The sequence below is a fragment of the Candidatus Pelagibacter sp. FZCC0015 genome, assembly GCF_007833635.1.
In the GTDB taxonomy this organism is placed as follows: Bacteria; Pseudomonadota; Alphaproteobacteria; order Pelagibacterales; family Pelagibacteraceae; genus Pelagibacter.
In genome coordinates this window covers 478,475-500,417 of the sequence record NZ_CP031125.1, presented here as the reverse complement: position 1 = coordinate 500,417, position 21,943 = coordinate 478,475, and the positions used below count along the sequence as shown (strand labels likewise).

The following is a 21,943-nucleotide window of genomic DNA, read 5'->3' as shown; positions in this document are numbered from 1 at the left end:
ATGGGTAAAAAAATATTTTCTGGTGTTCAGCCTACAGGCAATCTTCATCTTGGAAATTATTTAGGTGCCATAAAAAACTTTGTAGACTTAAATAACGATAAAGATAATAAATGTATTTTTTGTGTTGTTGATCTACATGCCATTACAGTAAGGCAAGATCCTAAAGAATTAAAAAATAACATCCGGGAAACTGTTGCAACTTTTATAGCAAGCGGAATAGATCCAAAAAAAAGTATAATTTTTAATCAATCTAGAGTGGCTGCTCATGCAGAAGGAGCATGGATATTAAGCTGTGTTGCTAGAATGGGCTGGTTGAATAGAATGACTCAATTTAAGGAGAAAGCCGGTAAAGACAAAGAGAAAGCCAGCATAGGTTTGTACTCTTATCCAGTTTTAATGGCAGCTGATATTCTTTTATATGATGCTACTCATGTACCAGTAGGTGATGATCAAAAGCAACATTTGGAGTTATGTAGAGATATAGCTCAAAAATTTAATAACGATTTTGAAGTAGAAAATTTTCTTCAGGTTCCTGAACCTCTTATTCAAAAAGAATTTTCAAGAATAATGAGTTTAAAAGATGGTTCAAAAAAAATGAGTAAATCAGAGTTATCAGATTTAAGTCGAATTAATTTAACAGATGATAAAGACCAAATAATAAACAAAATCAAAAAAGCAAAAACTGATCCTTTGCCTTTGCCACAAGACATAAAGGAACTTGATGAAAGATTGGAGGCAAAAAATCTTTTAGGAATTTATTCAAGCTTGACAAACTCAACATTAGAAAATTCAGTAAAAAATTTTTCAGGTAAAAATTTTTTAGAATTTAAAGAACAATTGGCTGAAGAACTTGTTAATAAAATTGAACCTATTTCGAATGAGATAAAAAAACTTTTAGAAGATAAAAAATTTCTTGATGAAATTCTTCTAGATGGAGTTGAAAAAGCCAATCTAATTGCATCCAAAAAGATTGAAAGAATTAAAGAAATAGTAGGTTTTTAATAAAAATTTATTATCAAGTTTTAATTTATAAAATATTCACTATATATAATTTATGTTCGTTCAAACAGAAGTAACACCGAATCCAAATTCTTTGAAATTTCTTCCTGGGAAGAAAGTTTCAAACAGTGGTCCTTATGAAATTACAAATAAAGAAGATATGCAAAATGAATTGGTCAGAAATATTTTGTCAATAAATGGTGTTGAGGGTATTTTTTTAGGTCATGATTTTATTTCAGTAAATAAGAAAGAAAACATTAAGTGGGACGAAATAAAACATATCGTTATTTCTCTAATAAATGATTTTTATGCAGGTGGTAAAGAGTTCGTAATTGATGAAAATATAAAAGAAGAAGATTTAGAATTAAGTGAAATTGAATCAAAAATTGTAAAAATTCTAGAAGAGAAAATAAGACCTGCTGTTGCTAGAGACGGTGGAGATATAAAATTTAAAGAGTTTAAAGACGGAATTGTTAAGGTTCAACTTCAAGGAAGTTGTTCAGGCTGTCCTAGTTCAACAATGACTTTGAAACAAGGTGTTCAGAATCTTTTATGTCATTATTTACCAGAGGTAAAGGAAGTTGTTGCGATACAATAATTAATTATGAAAAAATTTAAAAAATCAGGTTTTTTAAAAAATAAAAGCTTTAATATAGTTTCACGGTTTTTTTTAAGTTCTTTTATTGTAATTTCATTCTTTTATGCAGCGCCGATAATTATTAATTTTACAGATAAAAATTTTAATAACAAAGAATTTACTAATAATTCAAAAAATATTTTAAATAATACTTTAAATAAAGATAAATTAATTGAGGAAGACTTAACAGCAGACACTGATGAGAGAGATTTATTATATGATATTTTAGAAGAAAATAATTCTGAGATTAATTTAGTCAGATATACAACATCTGAGATTGATTCATTATTTAAAGAGGTAAATTATAATTTAAAAGATGTAAGAGACACAAAATTAGTAAAACCAATAGATATTGGTCTTCTACCGAATGAAATTAAAAACATTGGAAACACTAAAAAAAGAAAAGATATGTTTATAAAAATTGTTCTCCCTTTAATAGTTAAGGAAAACAATAAAATTAGAGTTGATAGAAAAAGATTATTCACAATTTTAAATAAAAATAGCAACACTGATATTGAAAAAAAGTGGTTAGAAAAAAAATATAAACAATATGGTGTAAGAAAAAATGATTTATCAACTCTAAAAGTAAGAATGGATGAGATACCAGTTTCATTAGCAATAGCTCAAGCAGCTAAAGAGACAGGATGGGGCACCTCAAGATTTGCTTTAAAGGGAAATGCTTTATTTGGACAATGGACTTGGTCTGGAGAAGGATTAAAACCAAAAAATGCTGATGAAGGTAAAGATCATAAAGTTATGAAATTTCATAGTTTACAATTATCTGTAAGAGCATATCTAAGAAATTTAAATACACACTCAACGTATAAAAATTTAAGAAAAGCTAGATCACAACTTAGAAATCAAAATAAACCTTTAGATAGTTTAGTTTTGTCTAAATATTTAGATAAATATGCAGAAACAGGAAGCCAATATGTTGAGGTTTTACAAAAAATTATTGAACAGAATAACTTAAAAGATTTTGATGAGGCGAGATTGTTACCTTCAAGCAAAGATTTAGAAAGTTTGATTTAATTTTCTTTAATAGGGAATTGAATACCAAACCATCTCCATTTTCCATTATCATTCAGAGAACAATTAATTCTACCCCTTCTTGGTTTGAATGGTTCTCTAAATTCTATTGTTAAAGAGTTTTTAACAAAGTTGACTTTTGATTTTTCCCAGACATTTCCCTCATTAGAATAACAATTAATATTTGATAAATTTTTTTGTTCATTGAAAAATTCGACTTTGAAACTTGGAGGGTTTGTGTTTTCGAATAGTTGTTTTTCCTCAGGAAATATTTTTTTATATTCAAGGGGAAAATAATTTATTATTGATTTAAATCTTTTTAATTCACCATATTTTTCATTAATTGGAAATCTAGGTAGTTCAAATTTATTTTTATTTAAATCAATGACGCCAGAATGCTGACCAAAAGCATATTTGAAATTTTTAGATATATAATCTCTCATGAATTTAGAGTATTCACCAAACGGATATGAAAATAGACTAGGGATATAACCAATTTCTCGTAGAAAAATTTTATTAGCTGTTTCAATATCTAAAATAAACTCTTCATTGCTTACATCTATAAGATATTCATGTGTATGAGAATGGTGTCCTATGACCGCAAAATCATTACTTTCGATTTCTTTAATTTGTTTCCAAGTCATATAACCTCTTTTACCTACAGGCTCAGTTGAAACAAATAAAATAAATGGAATTTTATTTTCTTTTAGATAAGGCCATGCTTCAGTATAAAAAGATTCAAAGGCATCATCGATAGTTATGAGAATTTCTTTTTTTGATTTTGGTATATTAAATTGTTCCTCAAAATTATTTGGATTGTGAAAATCAAAATTTGATTTTCTAATAATATCTATATGTTCCCTAAATATTTCCATTTTAATATTTGTTGAAGGGTATTTGTTTTCATTAAAACGGTGATACATTATTGACAGAATTCCTTCATCATTAGAATAATATTTACTATTATTTTCATCTGATTTAGAACTGATATTAGAAAATAAAAAAATTATGAATAAACTGATAATTGATGTTGCAGGTGAAAAAATTTTTTTAATGATCATTACTAACAATGATATTTATAATATTACTAAAGAGAATACTAAAATTAATTATGAAAAATTAACTTTAATTATTAATGATTTTTTAAATTCTCATCAATTAAAATTAAAAGATATAAATACAATTTACTTAAATAGGGGTCCAGGAAGCTTTGCGGGAATCAGAAATTCGTTATCTATAGTGAAAGCGTTTAATTTAACTAATAATATTGATTACTATTGTTACAGCATTCAAGATTTTAAAGGTGAAAAAGACATAAAATACGAAAATATCCCTCATTTGTGCGATAAATTTAATATTAAAAAAAATTTGATTAACCCTATTTATTTAAGTTAAAATTATTTTATGTCAGAAACAATAGAGCAAAAATGTATAGCAAAAGGAGTTAAATTAACTGATCAAAGAAGGGTAATTGCACAAGTAATGTCGGAGTCTTCTGACCACCCGGATGTAGATGAGCTTTATAATAGAGTATCTAAAATTGATGCAAAAATAAGTATTGCAACTGTTTATAGAACGGTAAAACTATTTGAAGAGTCTGGAATATTAACAAAGCATGAGTTTAAAGGTGGAAAAGCTAGATATGAAGAGCTTAATGAAGGCCATCACGATCATTTAATAGATGTGAAAACTGGTGAAATCATAGAATTTGTAGACGAAGAAATTGAAAAGTTGCAAAAAAAAGTTGCAGAAAAATATGGATATAAATTAGTAGACCATAAATTAGAATTATATGGGGTTAAGAAAAAATCCCAATAATTATGAATCAAAAAATATTTATTAAAACTTTTGGATGTCAAATGAATGAGTATGACTCTAATAGGATATATGATTCAGTTAAAAAAATTGGTTATGAAAAAACAGAAAAATATGAAGAGGCAAACTGTTATCTATTAAACACATGTCACATTAGGGATAAAGCAAAAGAAAAAGTTTATCACGAAATAGGTAGAGTAAAAAAAATTTTTAGATCTAAAAAAAAACCATTAGTAATTATTGCAGGGTGTGTTGCTCAAGCAGAAAACCAAGAAATGCTTAAAAGAGAACCTTACATAGATTTAGTAATTGGTCCTCAAGCTTATCATAAAATTAATGATACAATTTTAAATTATATTAAAAAAAAGAAAAAGATAGAAGAGACTGAGTTTGATGCAGTTTCTAAATTTAAATATTTAAGCAAAATAAAAAATGAAGCTGGAAAAGTTTCATCTTTTTTAACTATTCAAGAAGGATGTGATAAGTTTTGTCATTTTTGTGTGGTCCCATATACAAGAGGACCAGAATATTCTCGACCATTTAAACAAATTTTGGATGAAGCAAAATATTTAGCTGATAATGGTGCAAAAGAAATAATTTTACTTGGTCAAAATGTAAATGCTTATGATAATGAAGGATTCAGACTATCAGATTTGATTTTAAATATTGAAAAAATATCTGAAATTAAAAGAGTTAGATACACAACATCTCACCCAAAAGATATGACAGAGGATTTGATTGAAGTATATAAAACCTCAAAAAAGTTAATGCCACTTGTGCATTTACCTGTCCAAAGTGGATCTAATAAAATTTTAAACTCAATGAATAGAAAACATACTATTGAGGAATATCTAAATACTTTTGATAAATTAAAAGAAATTAATCCAAAGATAGAATTTTCAAGTGATTTTATTATAGGTTATCCCGGTGAAGGAGATCAGGATTTTAAAGATACCTTTAATTTAATTGAAAGGGTTAAATTTATTAACTCCTACTCTTTCATCTTTAGCCCAAGACCTGGAACAGTGGCTGAAAATTTAGACTTAATTGAAAAAAAAATTTCTTTTGAAAGATTAGAAAAAATTCAAACTATTTTATTCGAAAATCAAATCCAAATGAACAACTCATTGAAGGGAAAAGTTATAGATGTTTTGGTTGAAAATTTAACCGACGATAAAAGTAAAGCTTTTGGCAGATCTGAGTATATGACATCTGTAATTTTTAATGGTAAAAAGAATGATATTGGAAAAATAGTGCAAGTGAGAATTAAAGATACTAATAGAAATACTTTATTTGGTGAAGTTATAACTAATTCGGATCAGAAGGTTGCATAGAATTTGAGTGGAATAACTAAAAAAAATATCGATCAGTCTTTAAAATTTGTTTATTCAGATAACAATTCTTTAAGCGTTATATTTCACGACAATAACTTGTTAATGGGTGTTGTTGGGGAATTTAATAAAAATTTACAAGAATTAGAAAAAATTACAAATTGCAGCTTATATTCAAGGGGAAATTCAATTTTAATTAAATCAACACCCGAAAAGAATGAAAAAATTAAAAATGCTATTCAATTTTTGGCTAATCAGTTTATTAATAATGGAAGTATAGAGAATAAAGATATACTTTCATCGGTTGATAACTTTATGATTAATGAAAAAGTAAAAAATAATAATGTTACAGATATTATCAAAACTCCAAAAAAATCTATAATTCCTAGATCTGAAAAACAAAAAAGCTATGTGAGAGCTTTGAGGGAGAGTGATATTGTAATTTCAGCCGGGCCAGCGGGAACAGGAAAAACTTTTCTGGCAGTCGCTGTAGGTCTAACTATGCTTTTAGAAAAAAAGATTGAGAGAATTATTCTTTCAAGACCAGCTGTAGAAGCAGGCGAGCGTTTGGGATTTTTACCAGGTGATATGAAGGAAAAAGTAGATCCTTATCTCAGACCTTTATATGACTCTTTATATGATCTCTTTGACTTTGAAAAAATACAGAGAATGATTGAGATTGGAGATATAGAGATTGCGCCTTTAGCTTTTATGAGAGGTAGAACTCTTAAAAATTCCTTTGCAATTTTAGATGAAGCGCAAAATGCTACGGATACTCAGATTAAAATGTTTTTAACACGTATTGGAGAAAATTCAAAAATAGTAGTTAATGGAGATCCTTCTCAAATTGATCTAACAAATAAAAGTATGTCTGGATTAGTCCGATCGAAAGAGTTGCTTGGAGATTTAAAAGAAATATCCATAGTTGATTTTGATCACTCAGATGTAGTTAGACATCCACTTGTTTCAAAAATAGTTAAAGCATATTCAAATAATGATTAGTATTAATGTCTTCTCCGAGGAGAAGGCTTGGTCAAAAAGACTTAAAAATAAGGACATTTTTTTTAAACAGATATGTAAAGCTTTTCCAAAAAAATATAAATTTTTGAATAAAAAAGTAACCTTAACACTATTACTTTCAAATAATCAGAATATTAAAAAATTAAATAAAGTTTTTAGAAAAAAAAATAAATCTACCGATATATTATCTTTTCCATTAGATAAAAAAATAAAAATTTCAAAAAATACTTATTTGGGAGACATTATAATTAGCTATAATTATTTAGACAAACCAAGATCACAAAATTTAAAATCTTTTAAAGAAAAGGTTACTAAATTATTCATACATGGTTTTCTTCATCTTTTAGGTTTTGATCATAAAAAAAATAAAGATTATTTCAAAATGTTAAAAGAGGAAAATCTACTATTTAAATCTGTACAATCAAAAATAAATTAAATTGAAAAATAAATTTTATATTGAATTAATTTATTTAATTTTATTAGGAGTGCTTACTTCCTTAAGTTTGCCTCCATTTAATTATGTTGTAATAAATTTTTTAACTTTTAGTTTATTCTATATATTTTTAATAAAAAAAATTGAGTTTTATAAAAATAAAAGAATATTTTTTCTTTATGGTTGGTTATTTGGGTTTGGTTATTTTGTAAGTAATTTATATTGGATCTCAATATCATTAACGTTTGATCAAAATTTTAAGTTTTTAATACCTTTTACAATAATATTAATACCTGGTTTCTTAGCCTTGTTTTATGCTTTAGTTGCTTATCTATTTGTAGTTTTAAAACCAAATAATAATTTAAGCTCATTTTTTCTTTTTTCTTTAATATTTGGAATCGTAGAATTTGTGAGAGGATCAATACTCACAGGTTTCCCTTGGAATTTAATTGCTTATAGTTTCTCTAATCAAATCGAAATTTTAAACATTACATCAGTCTTAGGCACATACAGCTTTAATCTTTTCTGTATTTCATTATTTACAAGCCCATCAATATTCATTTTAAGAGAAAATAAAAAAGATATTAGCATATGTGTTGCGTTTCTTATTACAACGTTATCATTTTATGTATTTGGTTCACAAAATTTAGAAAAATTTAACAATCAAGAAGTAAAAAATCTTGACTATAAAATAAGAATTTTGAGTTCAAATATAAGTATAGATAGATTTTATAACAATGTTGATCCTATAACTGCAATAGAAGAACTAATTGAAATTAGCTCTCCCAAAAAAAGTGAAAAAATAATTTTTATTTGGCCAGAGGGTATAATTCCAGGTATTTCACAAGATCAATTAAAAGAATACAAGTGGTTATTTGAAAATAAATTTAACGAAAATCATTTGTTAGCAATTGGCATCAATAGTAAAGAAGATGAGAATAAAACTATTAAACATTTTAATTCATTATCTATTTTTGATCACAATCTAAATATAATAAATTCATATAAAAAAATAAACCTTGTTCCTTTTGGTGAATTTTTACCTATTGAAAAATTACTAAAAGGTATTGGTCTAAAAACAATTACTAATGACTACCAATCATATTCGAAAGGTAAAGAAAGAAACATAATTAATCTGAATTATAATAATTTATCAGTGAAAATATTGCCTCTCATTTGTTATGAGATAATTTATTCTGGTAAAATTTTTACAAACAGTAACTTTGATTATATTGTAAATATTTCCGAAGATGGCTGGTTTGGTAAATCAATTGGTCCAGAGCAACATTTTACTCATAGTATTTTTAGAGCTATAGAGAGTGGAAAATATGTTTTAAGATCTGCAAATAATGGGGCAACAGCAATTATTAATCCACTTGGAGTTATTGAACAAAAAATTGATATAAATAAATCTGGTTATATAGATTTAAGCGAGTCAAGGAAAATAGAGATGACTCTATTTGCAAAATTTGGAAATAAAATTTTTGGAATTGTAATTTTGTTGTATATTTTTTTAATATTTTCATTTAAGAAAATAAAAAATGAGTAATTTAAAAAATTATCTTTTCACTAGCGAGTCTGTTTCTGAAGGCCATCCAGATAAAGTGTCTGATAGGATTTCAGATATGGTTGTTGATAGTTTTATTTCTGGAGATCCATATTCTAGAGTTGCTTGCGAAACACTTACTACGACAAATAAAGTTGTTCTAGCTGGTGAGGTGAGAGGACCAGAAATTAAAAAAGATGAATTAATTGAAAAAGTAAGAAATTGTATAAAAGATATTGGTTATGACCAAGAAGGATTTACTTGGAAAGAAGCTACAAAAATTGAAAGTCACTTACATTCCCAATCAGCTGATATTGCTATGGGCGTAGATTCCTCTGGCAACAAAGATGAAGGAGCTGGAGATCAAGGTATCATGTTTGGATACGCTTGTAATGAAACGGATGTTTTAATGCCAGCACCAATTCATTATTCTCATAAAATCTTAAGATTAATGGCTGAAGATAGAAAATCTGGAAAATTAAAAAATATTGAACCAGATTCAAAAAGTCAGGTAACATTCGAGTATGTTGATGGAAAACCATCAAAAGTAAAATCTGTAGTTATATCTTCACAGCATTCACCAGATGTTAATCAATCGCAAGTTAGAGATTTACTTAGACCTTATATTTTAAAATCCATTCCTGAGAGTTTTTTTGATGGTTTTAATGAGGACGAGTTTTATGTAAATCCGACGGGAAATTTTGTAATTGGTGGGCCAGATGGAGATTGTGGTTTGACAGGTAGAAAAATTATTGTTGATACTTATGGTGGAGCAGCACCTCATGGTGGTGGAGCTTTCTCTGGAAAAGATCCAACTAAAGTTGATAGATCAGCAGCTTATGCGGCAAGGTACATTGCTAAAAATGTTGTTGGTTCTAAAATTGCTGAGAAATGTTTAATTCAGTTAGCTTATGCAATTGGTGTATCAAAACCATTATCTATCTATGTTGATTTATTTGATAACGACCTAGATAAAAACAAATTTGTTGTAGAAAAGATTAAAGAAAATTTTGATTTAAGCCCTAGAGGTATCAGAGAAATGTTAAATTTAAACAAACCAATATATGAAAAAACATCTGCTTATGGTCATTTTGGTAGAGCACCTGAGGAAAATGGTTCATTTTCATGGGAAAAAATCGATAAAACTAACGTTTTTTCTAAATAGTTTCTGTTGAATTAAAAAAAAACTTTACTATATTGCAACTACATTATTGAACTTTACAAAATGGGCTTTAGCCCATTTTTTTTTGGAGCAAACAAAATTATGTTAAACAAAAGAGCAGATAAACTAGAATTATTAAGAATTGCTGAAGCTGTAGCTTTAGAAAAATCAATTGATAAAGAACTAATTATAAGTTCTATGGAAACCGGTATTGCTAAAGCTGCTAAATCAAAATTTGGACAGGAAAATGAAATTAAAGTTTCTATCAATAGAGACAATGGAGATATTGAGCTTTTTAGAAAATTGACAATCACTGAAAATCCTGAAAATGCAAATACAGAGATAAAATTGGAAGATGCAATTAATTTAAATGAATTAAACAAAGATAAGTCTATTGGTGACGAAGTATTACAGCCACTTCCTTCATTTGATTTTGGAAGAATTGCTGCGCAAACCGCAAAGCAGGTAATTAGTTTTAATGTAAGAGAAGCTGAAAGAGAAAGACAATTTAATGATTTTATTGATAAGAAAGACTCAATTTTAAGTGGAATTGTAAAGAGATTAGAATTTGGAAATGTAATTGTTGACTTAGGAAGAACTGAAGCGATAATTCAAAAAAATGAATTAATACCTCGTGAAAATATTAAAGCAGGTGATCGTATAAAAGCTTATTGTTATGATGTTAGAAGAGAACCTAGAGGGCAACAAATATTTCTATCTAGAGCTCATCCTAAATTTATGGAAAAGCTTTTTGTTCAAGAGGTTCCCGAAATTTATGATGGACTAATAGAAATTAAATCTTCCTCAAGAGATCCTGGAAGTAGAGCTAAAATATGTGTTAAAGCAGTTGATACATCTCTAGATCCAGTAGGTGCCTGTGTGGGTATGAGAGGTTCAAGAGTTCAAGCTGTTGTGAATGAACTTCAAGGAGAGAAAATTGATATAGTTAATTGGTCAGAAGACCCTGCTATTTTGGTTTCAAATGCGTTATCCCCTGCTGAAGTACAAAGAGTTAACGTTGATAGCGAAAGAAAAAAACTTGATGTAATTCTTACCGAGGAAAATTTAAGCAAAGCAATTGGAAGAAGAGGTCAAAATGTAAGACTTGCGACAAAACTCTTAAATTATGAAATTAATATAATGACAGACGCGGAGGACTCTGAACGAAGACAATTAGAATTCAAAGAAAAAACAGAGAACTTTGTAAAAAATTTAGAGCTAGATGAAACGTTGGGTCAGTTACTTGTTGCTGAAGGTTTTTCAACTATTGATGACATTAAAGATAGTTCAGCTGAAAATTTAATGAAGATTGAAGGTATAGAGGAAGATACCGCTAAAGCATTGATAGAAAGAGCTAAAGAGTTTCATGAAAAGGATCAAGAGGATATTTCCCAGAGAATTAAAGAATTAGGTCTGGAAGATGCCTTGATTAATTTAAAGGGATTAACACCAGGAATGTTAGTCACACTTGGTGAACAAAAAATTTTATGTTTAGAAGATTTTGCAGATTTAGCATCTGATGAATTAACTGGTGGTTATGACGTGGTTAAAGGTGAGAGAGTGAAAATCCAAGGTTATCTGGAGGATTTTGCTTTATCTAAAGAAGAAGCTGATGAACTAATTATGTCTGCTAGAAACATTGTTTATAAAGATTGAGTGATGAGGTATGGAAAAAAAAACAAAATTAACAATTTCAGGCTCAGCCAAAAAATCAATCAAGAATATTGAGATTGCTAAATCTCAAGGAAAAAATTCTGTAGTAATTGAAAAACAAACTGGAAAATTCTCTAGTAGAGGAGGATCATTTAGATCTAGCACGAATAAGCCAATAAAAACCTCAACTTTTAGCAGAGGAACACCATTAAAACCTACATTTAATCCTAAATCACCCTCTATAACAAATGATTTTGAAAAGAGAAAACTAGCAGAGCAAAGAGCTACTAAACGACTTAAAGGAGATAGTGAAAACAAAGATAGAAAAACTTTAAAAGCAGGAACAAAGAAGAGAGAGTTAAAGTTAACTGTATCAAGAGCACTAAGCGATGAGATTGATGCAAAACAAAGAAGTTTAGCATCAGTAAAGAGAGCAAGACAAAAAGAAATTAAAAATGCTACGAAAGATGATTCTCAAGAAAATTTAAAACCGATTAAAAGAGATGTTAATATTCCTGAAGCAATCACAGTAAGAGAACTTGCAAATAGAATGGCTGAACAATCAAGCAATGTAATTAAGCATTTATTTGGTATGGGTGTTACAGTGACTATCAATCAAACATTAGCCGCAGATACTGCGGAATATTTAGTTAAAGAATTTGGTCACAATCCAATTAGGGAAGAGAAAGCAGAAGAAATAATTCAAAAAATAAAAGCTTCAAGAACAGAAAATTTAAAAAATCGACCACCAATAGTTACTGTAATGGGTCATGTAGATCATGGCAAAACATCAGTACTAGATGTACTTAGAAGTGCGAATGTAGTTTCAGGAGAATTTGGAGGAATAACTCAACATATTGGAGCTTATCAAATTGAAAGCCAAAATAATAAATTAACATTTATAGATACTCCGGGTCATGCTGCTTTTACAGAGATGAGAGCGAGAGGATCAAAATTAACTGATGTGGTTGTATTAGTAGTCGCTGCAGATGATGGAGTTAAACCTCAAACTGTTGAATCTATAAAACATGCTAAAGCTGCAAATGTTCCAATAGTTGTGGCGATAAATAAATGTGATCTACCAGAGGCAGATCCGCAAAAGATTAAAAATCAATTATTAGAACATGAATTAATTGCTGAAGATTTATCTGGTGACACTTTAATGGTTGAGATTTCAACTAAAACAAAACAAAACTTAGATAAATTAGTCGAGTCTATAATACTTCAAGCAGAGATTTTAGATCTTAAAACGGATTATGAATCTAAAGCTACAGGTATAGTTTTAGAGTCAAAAATTGATGTTGGTAGAGGTCCAGTTGCAAATATAATTGTAACAACTGGAACACTTAAGAGAGGTGATTTTTTTGTAAGTGGTTTAAAGTGGGGAAAAGTAAGAGCTATTATTAATGATAAAGGTAAAAATATTAATGAAGCATTACCTTCTACTCCTGTTGAAATTTTAGGAATAAATGGTGCAGCCAAAGCTGGAGATGATTTTATTGTACTAGACACTGAAAAAGAGGCCAAGACATTAAGTGAAAATAGAGCTCAAGAGAGTAAGGATGGAAAAAATCCACTAACTTTTGCAACTCAAGATTCAGCTTTTTCAGATAAATCTACTGAAGAATTAAATTTAATAATTAAATCTGATGTACATGGATCATCTGAAGCAATCAAAAATGCAATTAGTCAAATCAAACATGATGAAGTTAAACCTAAAATAATTTTGGCAGATATTGGAATGGTAACTGAGACAGACGTTACATTAGCGAAAGCTTCAAATGCAGTATTAATAGCTTTTAATGTTAAACCAAGTAAAGAAGCAAAAAAACTTGCTGAAAATGAGAAGATAAAAATATCTTCTTACAATATTATTTATGAAGTTTTAGACTATATTAAACAAAGAATGTCAGGATTATTGGCGCCCGATGTACAAGAAAAAATTACTGGTACTGCACAAATTTTAGAAATATTTAAAGTTTCAGGTGCTGGAAAAGTTGCAGGTTCAAAAGTAACTGAAGGTGAAATTAATAGTACTTCAGATGTTAGAATTATTAGGGATGGTGCTATTATATATACTGGAAAAGTTTCAACAATATTTAGAGAAAAAAACCAAGTTAAACAGGTAAGTGATGGTCAAGAATGTGGAATAACCGTTAAAGATTATATGGATTTCCAAAAAAATGACACAATAGAAGCATTTAGTGTTACATCTACTGAGAGGTCAATTTAATGGCAGATAGAATAGGAAAACCAGTATCTCAAAGACAGCTTAGAGTAGGAGAAATGATTAAACAGTCTTTAAGCATGATTTTTATAAGAAATGAGGCTAAGGTGCCCAATTTAGAAACGAACACAATAACTGTTACTGAGGTTAGAATGAGTCCAGATTTAAAAATTGCTAAAGCTTATGTTCTTCCGTTGGGTGGAAAAGATGCGGAGGAAACAATTAGTGTTCTAAAGGAATACTCATTTTTAATTAGAAAAATTTTATCACAAAAAGTGGTTATGAAATTTTTACCAAAATTACTTTTTAGAAAAGACGAGTCTTTTGAGTATGCGGAAAAAATAGAAAACTTAATAAAACAAACAAATAAATAGGAAGAAAGAGGCATGAACAAAAAGGCACAAGAATTAGCAATGCACGATAAAGATACTGGATCTTCAGAGATACAGATTGCTTTGCTAACAGAGAAAATTGAAACTCTCTCTAAACATATTAAGCAATTCAAAAAGGATAAACATTCATCTGTTGGATTGTTGAGAGCGGTAAATAGAAGAAAGAAATTGTTAGAATACCTAAAGAAAAATAAAATGGATTCTTACAAAAATGTACTGTCGAAATTGAATTTAAGAAAATAGAAGTCAAGATAGATAGAACTGAATGGAACGAAACGAACGAAACGAAATGGAAATGAAATGTTTAAAGTATACAAGAAGGAAATTGAAGTAGCGGGAAAGAAGATAAGTTTAGAAACAGGTAAAGTAGCAAGACAGGCAGACGGTGCAATAATCGCAACATGTGGAGAGACAGTCGTACTAGCAACAGTAGTAGGAGCAAAAAAAGTAAATCCTGATATGGATTACTTTCCATTATCTGTAAATTACCAAGAAAAATATTATGCAGCTGGAAAAATTCCAGGTGGATATTTTAAAAGAGAAGCAAGGCCAACTGAGAGCGAAACATTAATCTCAAGATTAATTGATAGACCAATCAGACCTTTGTTTCCTGATGAATTTAAAAACGAAGTTCAGTTATTACCAACTGTAATTTCATATGACAAAGAAAATGAACCAGATATTTTATCAATTACTGCTTCATCAGCAGCATTAGCCATATCGGGAATGCCATTTATGGGTCCTGTAGGAGCTTCAAGGGTTGGATTTATTGATGGAAAATATGTTTTAAACCCATCTAAAGCAGAGTTAGAAAAATCGAAATTAGATTTAGTTGTAGCAGGTACAAAAGATGCTGTGCTTATGGTTGAGTCTGAAGCAAGTGGTTTAACAGAGGAAGAAATGTTAAACGCAGTTAAATTTGGTCATGAAGGTTTTGTTCCAGTGATTGAAATGATTGAGGAACTTGCAAAAGAATGTAGAAAACCTGAGTGGACAGTTGAGAAAAAAGATTTATCTGAAGTTAAGAAAAAACTTGAGGAAACTTTTACGGAAGATCTTAAGAAAGCTTTTGCTACAAGAGATAAACAAGATAGATCAAATCAGATTTCAGAGATTACTGATAAAGCTAAAAAGCTTTATGAAGAAGATGAAAACTACACTGATCTTGATGTTAATAGTCAGTTAAAAAATCTAGAAAAATCAATTGTTAGAACAGACATTCTAAAAAATAAAAATAGAATTGATGGTAGGGGTTTATCAGATGTAAGACCTATTGAATGTGAAGTGGGTGTTCTTCCGAGAGCACATGGTTCTGCATTGTTTACTAGAGGAGAAACTCAAGCAATTGTTGTTGCAACTTTAGGAACATCTGATGATGAACAAAGAATTGAGAGCTTAGATGGATTGCAAAGAGAACGATTTATGCTTCATTATAATTTCCCTCCTTTTTCAGTTGGAGAAACTGGAAGAATTGGAACAGGTAGAAGAGAAATTGGTCATGGTAAATTAGCTTGGAGAGCAATTAACTCTTCATTACCTACAAAAGAAGCATTTCCATATACTTTTAGAGTAGTTTCGGAGATTACAGAGTCTAATGGTTCTTCTTCAATGGCTACTGTTTGTGGAACTTCATTAGCATTAATGGATGCTGGAGTACCAATAAAAGAGCCAGTTGCTGGTATTGCAATGGGATTAATTAAAGAAGGTGATGATTTTAGTGTTCTATCAGATATTTTAGGTGATGAAGATCACCTCGGTGATATGGACTTTAAAGTTGCTGGAACTAAAGATGGAATTACCTCTCTTCAAATGGATATCAAAATTACAGGTATTACATTTGAAATTATGGAGCAGGCGTTAAGCCAAGCTAAAGATGGAAGAGTTCACATCTTAGGTGAAATGAATAAAGCATTATCAGCTTCAAGATCTGATGTTGGAAAACATACTCCAAAAATGGAACAAGTCAATGTAGATAAAAAAGACATTGCTGCCGTAATTGGAAAAGGTGGTGCAACAATCAGAGAGATAGTTGAAAAATCAGGTGCGAAAGTAGATGTAAATGACGAAGGTGTGGTAACAGTTGCTGCTCCAGATGAAGAGTCTAGAAACATCGCAATGCAAATGATTAAAGACATCACTGCAAAAGCTGAATTAAACAAAATTTATTCAGGTAAAGTAATGAAGATTATGGAGTTTGGTGCATTTGTTAATTTCTTAGGAAAACAAGATGGACTAGTTCATATCTCAGAACTTGCAGATAAAAGAGTTGCTAAAGTTACTGACGTTGTTAAAGAAGGTGACGAAGTTAAAGTTAAAGTGATTGGTTTCGATAGAGGTAAAGTTAAACTTTCTATGAAACAAGCTGCTGAATAATTAATAACTTAAATTAAAATTCTAAACCCCTGGAATGAGAGTTCTGGGGGTTTTTTATATTGAGGATAAATTTATTTATTTTGAGTATTTTTTATTTGGAACATTTTTTATAACTGCTTGGCCACATCGCATTATTCCTCGTTTTTTATCAAATGTCATTTTGGGTTCACCATATAATTTCCATCCATTCGATAATGCCTCAGTTACTCGATTACAAAATCTTGCTGTATCATCATCAGTAATAAATCTGTATCCCTTCATATATTTTAACTAAATTTAACTAAATTTTAGGTTATATTTTTAGGATCTGGCATTCCTACCTTGTTATATCCAGCATCTACGTAGTGAATTTCACCAGTAACTCCGTTTGCAAGGTCACTTAGCAAATATAATGCTGAATTTCCAACATCATGGATATCTACATTTCTCTTAAGAAAAGAATGATCTTCATTCCATTTATAAAGGAATTTTGCATCACCAATTGCAGATGCAGCTAATGTTTTAATAGGTCCTGCGCTTATTGCATTTACTCTCATGCCTTTAGCACCTAAATCTCTTGCTAGGTATTTAACACTAGCTTCAAGAGCTGATTTACAAACACCCATTACATTATAATTTGGAATTGCTTTAGTAGATTCGTAAGTTAAAGTTAACATACTACCACCTTCTTTCATTACTTTAGAAGCCTCTTTTGCTACCTCAGTAAATGAAAAACAAGAAATTAGCATGCTTCTTAAAAAATTTTCTCTTGTCGTATTTAAATACTCACCAGATAATTCTGATTTATCTGAAAAAGCTACTGCATGGACTACAAAATCAATTTCACCCCATTGAGATTTGATATCCTCAAATAATTTTACTACTTCTTCCTTTTTTTCAACATCACAACTAAATGTAACATTTGAATTTAATTTTTCTGCTAAAGGAATTACTCTTTTTTTTAAAGCCTCACCTAAATAAGTAAATGCTAACTCAGCTCCAGCTTCTGAAAGTTTTTGAGAAATTCCCCAAGCAATAGATCTCTCATTTGCAACGCCCATGATCAAGCCTTTTTTACCTTTCATCAAACTCATAAACTAAACCTTTTCAAAAATTAAAGCTGCATTAGTTCCACCAAAACCAAAACTATTTGACATTACTGTATTTAAAGTTGCGTCTGTTTCAGTTTTTGAAACTATAGGAAATTTTTTAGCATCATCATCCATTTCATTTATGTTTGCTGAGCCTGCAATGAAATTATTTTTCATCATTATTAAACAATAAATAGCTTCATGCACTGATGCAGCTCCTAATGGATGTCCAGAAAGTGATTTTGTTGAACTAATTTTAGGAATATTGTCTCCAAATGTATTTTTGACTGCATTTAGTTCTGTAATATCTCCAACTGGAGTAGAAGTTCCGTGAGTATTAATATAGTCAATTTTATTTTTAGCTGTAGCCATTGCCATTTGCATACATCTGACTGCACCTTCACCTGATGGGGCTACCATATCGTATCCATCCGAAGTTGCTCCATAACCAGTTAATTCCGCGTATATTTTAGCACCTCTAGCTTTAGCATGTTCGTATTCTTCAAGCACTAATACGCCTGCACCACCTGCAATTACAAAACCATCTCTTGTTTTGTCATATGCCCTGGATGCTATTTCAGGGGTATCATTGTATTTTGATGATAAAGCTGTCATTGCATCAAACATTGCTGTCATTGCCCAGTGTACCTCTTCACTTCCACCTGCAAACACAATATCTTGTTTACCCATCTGAATTAACTCCATTGAATTTCCTATGCAGTGACCACTAGTTGCACAAGCAGAACTCATTGTGTAATTGGTTCCTTTAATTTTAAACGGAACAGCAAGAGTTGCAGATGCAGTACTTGCCATTGTTCTTGGAACGATAAATGGACCCATTAATTTTGGAGTTTTAGCTCTTGTTTTGTCTGCTGCTAGAATTACGTTTTCAATTGATGGACCACCAGAACCCATTACAATTCCAGTTTTAAAATTACTTACTTCACTTTCTTCTAATCCAGAGTCTTCAATAGCCTCTTTCATTGCAATATAATTATAAGCTGAACCTGAACCCATAAATCTAATTGTTTTTCTGTCGATATGATCCTCTAGTTTAATATTTGGTTTACCATGAACATGGCTTTTTAAATTATGCTCTTTGTATTCTTCTGCAAAAGAAATTCCTGATTTTGAATTTAATAAAGATTGATGAACTTCTTCTTGGTTGTTTCCCAAGCAGGATACTACCCCTAAACCGGTGATAACTACTCTTCTCATTATTTAAATAAACCTACCTTTAAATTCTCTGCTGAATATATTTTTTTATTATCTGCAAGTACAATTCCATTTGCAAGCCCAACAGTTGTTCCTCCAGGAGACATAATTTTCTTCATATCTATTTCATATCTTACATTTTTTACACTCTGTAAAACTTCACCTGTAAATTTTACAGTACCCACTCCTAAAGCTCTTCCTTTTCCAGGATTTCCTAACCAACCTAGAAAAAAACCTACCAGTTGCCACATAGCATCTAAACCTAAGCATCCAGGCATAACTGGATCTTTTTTAAAATGACAATCAAAAAACCAAAGATCTTCTTTAATATCTAATTCAGCTTTTAAAGAGCCTTTGTTGAAAGTTCCATTATTTTCATTAATTTCTGTTATTCTATCAAACATTAGCATCGGTGGAAGAGGTAGTTTAGCATTCCCAGGGCCAAAAAGTCCTCCATTTCCACAAGTTATCAGATCATCATAAGAGTATGAGTTTTTTTTCATAATTTTGAGAAACCTTAATACTTGATTTAATAGTAATATAATATATTAAAACAGTATAATTTTATTCATACTTTAGAATAATTATAAATTACTATGGTAAAAAACAGCAATTTTGTTGAAAAACTCAGAGAATTAGGATTAAGACCCACTAGGCAAAGAGTTAAGATGTGTGAGGTTTTATTTAATAGAGAAAATACTTTTCATTTCACAATTAATGACCTCGTTAAAATGATATCTGAGGAATTAAATGAAAAAATATCTTTAGCAACTGTTTATAACACTGTTCATGCTTTTGAAAAAAAAGGATATTTAAAAGAAATTTCAATTAACAGCGATAAAAGTTATTTTGATACAAACACATCTGTTCATCATCATTTTTATGATGAAGATACTCATCAGCTAATAGATTGTGATGAAAACGATATTGATCCAGTTAATATAAAAAAAAATATTACTGGAAAAAAAATAAATTCAGTAGAAGTTTTGGTTAAAGTTGCGAGTGATAATCAAAATCAAAAATAATTTAATTAAATCAATAATTTAAAATCTACATTATAATTATTCTAAACTATTGACATTAAGTTTATAAGAACTATATGTTCAGTATTATCAATTTAAGGAGAATGAAATGTCATTAAAAGGAACAAAAACAAAAGAAAATCTTGAAGCAGCATTTGCAGGTGAAAGCCAAGCAAACAGAAGATATCTTTACTTTGCTCAAAAAGCAGACATCGAAGGTTACAATGATGTAGCTTCAGTTTTTAGATCTACTGCTGAAGGTGAAACAGGTCACGCGCATGGACATCTTGAGTATTTAGAAGAGGTGGGTGATCCTGCTACAGGTTTGCCGATTGGTGAAACTAAAGCTAATTTAGCTTCAGCTGTTCAAGGTGAAACTCATGAGTACACTGATATGTACCCAGGTATGGCTAAAACGGCTAGAGAAGAAGGATTTGAAGAAATTGCTGATTGGTTTGAAACTTTAGCAAAAGCTGAAAAATCTCACGCTGGTAAATTCCAAAAAACTTTAGAATCTATTAGCTAAAAATATTTTTTTGGTGGGCAAGAATTTTATTGCCCACTAAACATAATTTCAAAAAAAATTACAAAAATGATAGAGCAATTGTTACAAACTGTTAAGGATTGGTTTAATGAGCCTGTGATAATTGTTTCTATAACATTAATTATCTTTACCAATTTTATTATATGAGCAAAGAAGGAAGTTTAGACGCCCCTATAAGGCATCCGATAGATTTCGAACATCCAGATTTTACTAATCCTGAGAAATTAGACTCAGAAATGAGAAGAGTTTTTGATATTTGTCATGGCTGCAGAAGATGTTTTAATCTATGTGACTCTTTTCCAAAACTTTTTGACATGATTGATGAGTCTAAAAATGAAGATGTAGAAAGCTTATCTAGTGATCAATTTGCTCCTGTCGTTGATGCATGTACTTTGTGTGATATGTGTTTTATGACTAAATGCCCATATGTGCCACCTCATGATTTTGATTTGGATTTTCCACATTTAATGCTGCGATATAGAACGGCTCAAAAAAAATTAGGCAAATTACCAAGCGTACCAACACAATTAGCTCAAATAGATAGAAACGCTAAAATTGGTGTTATGTTCTCTAAAATAGTTAACTGGGCATCAAATATTAAAAATAAATTAATTAGAAAAATCTTAGAATTAATTACTGGAATAGATAAAAGAGTTCAGTTACCAAAATATAACTCAGAAACTTTTTCAAATTTTTTCAAAAAAAATAAAGATAAAATAAATTATCAAACACCTTCTAAAGATAGAAAAGTTGTTATCTACTCAACCTGTTTTGTAAATTTTAATAAAAAAAATACAGGTGTTGCTGCTTTAAAAGTTTTGAAAAAAAATGGTGTAGAGGTTCAAGAAGCTTATCCTGGTTGTTGTGGGATGCCATTTTTAGAGCAAGCAGATTTACCAAAAGTTGTTGAACAAGCGAAAAAAGTTTCTAAGGATTTAATCGAGTGGATTGATAAAGGATATAAAGTAGTAACCTTAACAGCTAGTTGTGGATTGATGTTAAAATTCGAATGGCCTTTGTTATTACCAAACGATGAAAAAATAAAAAAATTATCTGCAAATGTTGTGGATATTGATGAGTATGTCGTGGATATTGCAAACAATGAGGGATTAGCAGAAGGATTAAATGAGATTGATGGAGGAATAACTGTGCATCATGCTTGTCATGCGAGAGCACAGAACATGGGTATCAAAGCAAGAGATATGTTAAAATTGATACCAAACGTTAAAATTGATGTAGTTGAAAGATGTGCGGGTCACGGAGGAACTTTTGGAGTGATGAAAGAAACTCATGATTTAGCAAATAAAGTTGGAAGACCCACATCTAGACAAATAAAAACTAAAAATAATAAGTATATGGCTTCTGATTGTCCTTTAGCTGGTAAACATTTAAAACAGTTAGAAGTTGATACAAACATAACTAATGATGAGGCACTACATCCTATCGAATTAATGGCAAAAAGTTATAACTTATGA

At 29.8% G+C, this 21,943-nt stretch carries 23 protein-coding genes; 18 read left to right on the top strand and 5 right to left on the bottom strand.

What is annotated here, in order from left to right; all coding sequences use genetic code 11:
* The 3 genes from trpS to DT059_RS02600 are packed head-to-tail and all read left to right on the top strand — an operon-like array spanning window position 1 to window position 2,668.
* On the top strand, window positions 1–1,002 hold the full coding sequence (trpS, locus tag DT059_RS02610) for a tryptophan--tRNA ligase (protein WP_145596521.1): 1,002 nt from the start codon (window positions 1–3) through the stop codon (window positions 1,000–1,002).
* Between the two features lie 52 nt (window positions 1,003–1,054).
* Entirely contained in the window at window positions 1,055–1,597 is a 543-nt protein-coding gene (locus tag DT059_RS02605; RefSeq protein ID WP_145596520.1) for a NifU family protein, read from the top strand.
* 6 nt (window positions 1,598–1,603) lie between these two features.
* On the top strand, window positions 1,604–2,668 hold the full coding sequence (locus tag DT059_RS02600; protein ID WP_145596518.1) for a glucosaminidase domain-containing protein: 1,065 nt from the start codon (window positions 1,604–1,606) through the stop codon (window positions 2,666–2,668).
* On the opposite strand, the gene DT059_RS02595 is transcribed toward DT059_RS02600, so the two are convergent.
* Entirely contained in the window at window positions 2,665–3,726 is a 1,062-nt protein-coding gene (locus tag DT059_RS02595) for a polysaccharide deacetylase family protein (protein ID WP_240704618.1), read from the bottom strand. The two genes, DT059_RS02600 and DT059_RS02595, sit on opposite strands and share 4 nt — an antisense overlap.
* On the opposite strand from DT059_RS02595, the gene DT059_RS02590 reads away from it, so the two are divergent.
* The 12 genes from DT059_RS02590 to pnp all read left to right on the top strand — a co-directional run bounded on the left by DT059_RS02590 (window position 3,719) and on the right by pnp (window position 16,617).
* On the top strand, window positions 3,719–4,060 hold the full coding sequence (locus tag DT059_RS02590) for a peptidase M22 (RefSeq protein WP_240704617.1): 342 nt from the start codon (window positions 3,719–3,721) through the stop codon (window positions 4,058–4,060). The genes DT059_RS02595 and DT059_RS02590 overlap by 8 nt on opposite strands.
* Window positions 4,061–4,069: 9 nt before the next feature.
* On the top strand, window positions 4,070–4,483 hold the full coding sequence (locus DT059_RS02585; protein ID WP_145596514.1) for a Fur family transcriptional regulator: 414 nt from the start codon (window positions 4,070–4,072) through the stop codon (window positions 4,481–4,483).
* Window positions 4,484–4,485: 2 nt separating this feature from the next.
* Window positions 4,486–5,814, top strand: a complete 1,329-nt coding sequence (gene miaB, locus DT059_RS02580; RefSeq protein ID WP_145596512.1) for a tRNA (N6-isopentenyl adenosine(37)-C2)-methylthiotransferase MiaB — start codon at window positions 4,486–4,488, stop codon at window positions 5,812–5,814.
* Window positions 5,815–5,817: 3 nt separating this feature from the next.
* Window positions 5,818–6,813 (top strand): PhoH family protein, encoded by a 996-nt coding sequence (locus DT059_RS02575; protein ID WP_145596510.1) that lies wholly within the window; start codon window positions 5,818–5,820, stop codon window positions 6,811–6,813.
* Window positions 6,806–7,267, top strand: coding sequence for an rRNA maturation RNase YbeY (ybeY, locus tag DT059_RS02570; RefSeq protein ID WP_145596508.1), 462 nt, complete (start codon window positions 6,806–6,808; stop codon window positions 7,265–7,267). The genes DT059_RS02575 and ybeY overlap by 8 nt, the downstream gene beginning before the upstream one ends.
* A 1-nt stretch (window position 7,268) precedes the next feature.
* Window positions 7,269–8,813, top strand: coding sequence for an apolipoprotein N-acyltransferase (gene lnt / locus DT059_RS02565; protein WP_145596505.1), 1,545 nt, complete (start codon window positions 7,269–7,271; stop codon window positions 8,811–8,813).
* Window positions 8,806–9,975 (top strand): methionine adenosyltransferase, encoded by a 1,170-nt coding sequence (metK, locus tag DT059_RS02560; protein WP_145596504.1) that lies wholly within the window; start codon window positions 8,806–8,808, stop codon window positions 9,973–9,975. Before lnt ends, metK begins: the two co-directional genes overlap by 8 nt.
* A gap of 99 nt (window positions 9,976–10,074) precedes the next feature.
* Window positions 10,075–11,628, top strand: a complete 1,554-nt coding sequence (gene nusA, locus DT059_RS02555) for a transcription termination factor NusA (RefSeq protein ID WP_445082356.1) — start codon at window positions 10,075–10,077, stop codon at window positions 11,626–11,628.
* Window positions 11,629–11,638: 10 nt separating this feature from the next.
* A complete protein-coding gene (gene infB / locus DT059_RS02550; RefSeq protein ID WP_145596500.1) occupies window positions 11,639–13,858 on the top strand; it encodes a translation initiation factor IF-2 in 2,220 nt (739 codons plus the stop codon).
* The gene (gene rbfA / locus DT059_RS02545) at window positions 13,858–14,226 is read left to right on the top strand and encodes a 30S ribosome-binding factor RbfA (protein ID WP_023854486.1); all 369 of its coding nucleotides are present in this window, start codon (window positions 13,858–13,860) and stop codon (window positions 14,224–14,226) included. The genes infB and rbfA overlap by 1 nt, the downstream gene beginning before the upstream one ends.
* A gap of 12 nt (window positions 14,227–14,238) precedes the next feature.
* On the top strand, window positions 14,239–14,487 hold the full coding sequence (gene rpsO / locus DT059_RS02540; protein ID WP_075485648.1) for a 30S ribosomal protein S15: 249 nt from the start codon (window positions 14,239–14,241) through the stop codon (window positions 14,485–14,487).
* 57 nt (window positions 14,488–14,544) lie between these two features.
* On the top strand, window positions 14,545–16,617 hold the full coding sequence (gene pnp / locus DT059_RS02535) for a polyribonucleotide nucleotidyltransferase (RefSeq protein ID WP_145596499.1): 2,073 nt from the start codon (window positions 14,545–14,547) through the stop codon (window positions 16,615–16,617).
* 75 nt (window positions 16,618–16,692) lie between these two features.
* Here the strand turns inward: pnp and DT059_RS02530 are convergent, their stop codons facing one another.
* From DT059_RS02530 to fabA, 4 genes are read right to left on the bottom strand one after another with little or no spacing between them, the layout of a single operon-like run.
* On the bottom strand, window positions 16,693–16,878 hold the full coding sequence (locus DT059_RS02530; RefSeq protein ID WP_145596496.1) for a DUF1737 domain-containing protein: 186 nt from the start codon (window positions 16,876–16,878) through the stop codon (window positions 16,693–16,695).
* 26 nt (window positions 16,879–16,904) lie between these two features.
* Entirely contained in the window at window positions 16,905–17,690 is a 786-nt protein-coding gene (locus tag DT059_RS02525; protein ID WP_145596494.1) for an enoyl-ACP reductase FabI, read from the bottom strand.
* Between the two features lie 3 nt (window positions 17,691–17,693).
* Window positions 17,694–18,905 (bottom strand): beta-ketoacyl-ACP synthase I, encoded by a 1,212-nt coding sequence (gene fabB, locus DT059_RS02520; RefSeq protein ID WP_145596490.1) that lies wholly within the window; start codon window positions 18,903–18,905, stop codon window positions 17,694–17,696.
* Window positions 18,905–19,405, bottom strand: coding sequence for a bifunctional 3-hydroxydecanoyl-ACP dehydratase/trans-2-decenoyl-ACP isomerase (fabA, locus tag DT059_RS02515; RefSeq protein WP_145596488.1), 501 nt, complete (start codon window positions 19,403–19,405; stop codon window positions 18,905–18,907). The genes fabB and fabA overlap by 1 nt, the downstream gene beginning before the upstream one ends.
* Before the next feature lie 93 nt (window positions 19,406–19,498).
* Between fabA and DT059_RS02510 the strand changes: the two genes are divergently transcribed.
* From DT059_RS02510 to DT059_RS02500, 3 genes are all read left to right on the top strand, one after another.
* Window positions 19,499–19,927, top strand: a complete 429-nt coding sequence (locus tag DT059_RS02510) for a Fur family transcriptional regulator (RefSeq protein WP_145596485.1) — start codon at window positions 19,499–19,501, stop codon at window positions 19,925–19,927.
* 106 nt (window positions 19,928–20,033) lie between these two features.
* The gene (locus tag DT059_RS02505; RefSeq protein ID WP_023649160.1) at window positions 20,034–20,450 is read left to right on the top strand and encodes a rubrerythrin family protein; all 417 of its coding nucleotides are present in this window, start codon (window positions 20,034–20,036) and stop codon (window positions 20,448–20,450) included.
* Window positions 20,451–20,611: 161 nt separating this feature from the next.
* A complete protein-coding gene (locus DT059_RS02500; RefSeq protein ID WP_145596483.1) occupies window positions 20,612–21,943 on the top strand; it encodes a (Fe-S)-binding protein in 1,332 nt (443 codons plus the stop codon).

Excerpts from the sequence above, each read along its gene's own strand:
- pnp (WP_145596499.1), top strand. The coding sequence starts at position 14,545 with ATGTTTAAAGTATACAAGAAGGAAATTGAAGTAGCGGGAAAGAAGATA.
- DT059_RS02600 (WP_145596518.1), top strand. The coding sequence starts at position 1,604 with ATGAAAAAATTTAAAAAATCAGGTTTTTTAAAAAATAAAAGCTTTAAT.
- nusA (WP_445082356.1), top strand. The coding sequence starts at position 10,075 with ATGTTAAACAAAAGAGCAGATAAACTAGAATTATTAAGAATTGCTGAA.
- trpS (WP_145596521.1), top strand. The coding sequence starts at position 1 with ATGGGTAAAAAAATATTTTCTGGTGTTCAGCCTACAGGCAATCTTCAT.
- DT059_RS02505 (WP_023649160.1), top strand. The coding sequence starts at position 20,034 with ATGTCATTAAAAGGAACAAAAACAAAAGAAAATCTTGAAGCAGCATTT.
- metK (WP_145596504.1), top strand. The coding sequence starts at position 8,806 with ATGAGTAATTTAAAAAATTATCTTTTCACTAGCGAGTCTGTTTCTGAA.
- DT059_RS02510 (WP_145596485.1), top strand. The coding sequence starts at position 19,499 with ATGGTAAAAAACAGCAATTTTGTTGAAAAACTCAGAGAATTAGGATTA.
- rbfA (WP_023854486.1), top strand. The coding sequence starts at position 13,858 with ATGGCAGATAGAATAGGAAAACCAGTATCTCAAAGACAGCTTAGAGTA.
- DT059_RS02590 (WP_240704617.1), top strand. The coding sequence starts at position 3,719 with ATGATCATTACTAACAATGATATTTATAATATTACTAAAGAGAATACT.
- miaB (WP_145596512.1), top strand. The coding sequence starts at position 4,486 with ATGAATCAAAAAATATTTATTAAAACTTTTGGATGTCAAATGAATGAG.
- fabB (WP_145596490.1), bottom strand. The coding sequence starts at position 18,905 with ATGAGAAGAGTAGTTATCACCGGTTTAGGGGTAGTATCCTGCTTGGGA.
- DT059_RS02605 (WP_145596520.1), top strand. The coding sequence starts at position 1,055 with ATGTTCGTTCAAACAGAAGTAACACCGAATCCAAATTCTTTGAAATTT.
- infB (WP_145596500.1), top strand. The coding sequence starts at position 11,639 with ATGGAAAAAAAAACAAAATTAACAATTTCAGGCTCAGCCAAAAAATCA.
- rpsO (WP_075485648.1), top strand. The coding sequence starts at position 14,239 with ATGAACAAAAAGGCACAAGAATTAGCAATGCACGATAAAGATACTGGA.
- DT059_RS02585 (WP_145596514.1), top strand. The coding sequence starts at position 4,070 with ATGTCAGAAACAATAGAGCAAAAATGTATAGCAAAAGGAGTTAAATTA.
- ybeY (WP_145596508.1), top strand. The coding sequence starts at position 6,806 with ATGATTAGTATTAATGTCTTCTCCGAGGAGAAGGCTTGGTCAAAAAGA.
- DT059_RS02595 (WP_240704618.1), bottom strand. The coding sequence starts at position 3,726 with ATGATCATTAAAAAAATTTTTTCACCTGCAACATCAATTATCAGTTTA.
- DT059_RS02530 (WP_145596496.1), bottom strand. The coding sequence starts at position 16,878 with ATGAAGGGATACAGATTTATTACTGATGATGATACAGCAAGATTTTGT.
- fabA (WP_145596488.1), bottom strand. The coding sequence starts at position 19,405 with ATGAAAAAAAACTCATACTCTTATGATGATCTGATAACTTGTGGAAAT.
- DT059_RS02525 (WP_145596494.1), bottom strand. The coding sequence starts at position 17,690 with ATGAGTTTGATGAAAGGTAAAAAAGGCTTGATCATGGGCGTTGCAAAT.
- DT059_RS02500 (WP_145596483.1), top strand. The coding sequence starts at position 20,612 with ATGAGCAAAGAAGGAAGTTTAGACGCCCCTATAAGGCATCCGATAGAT.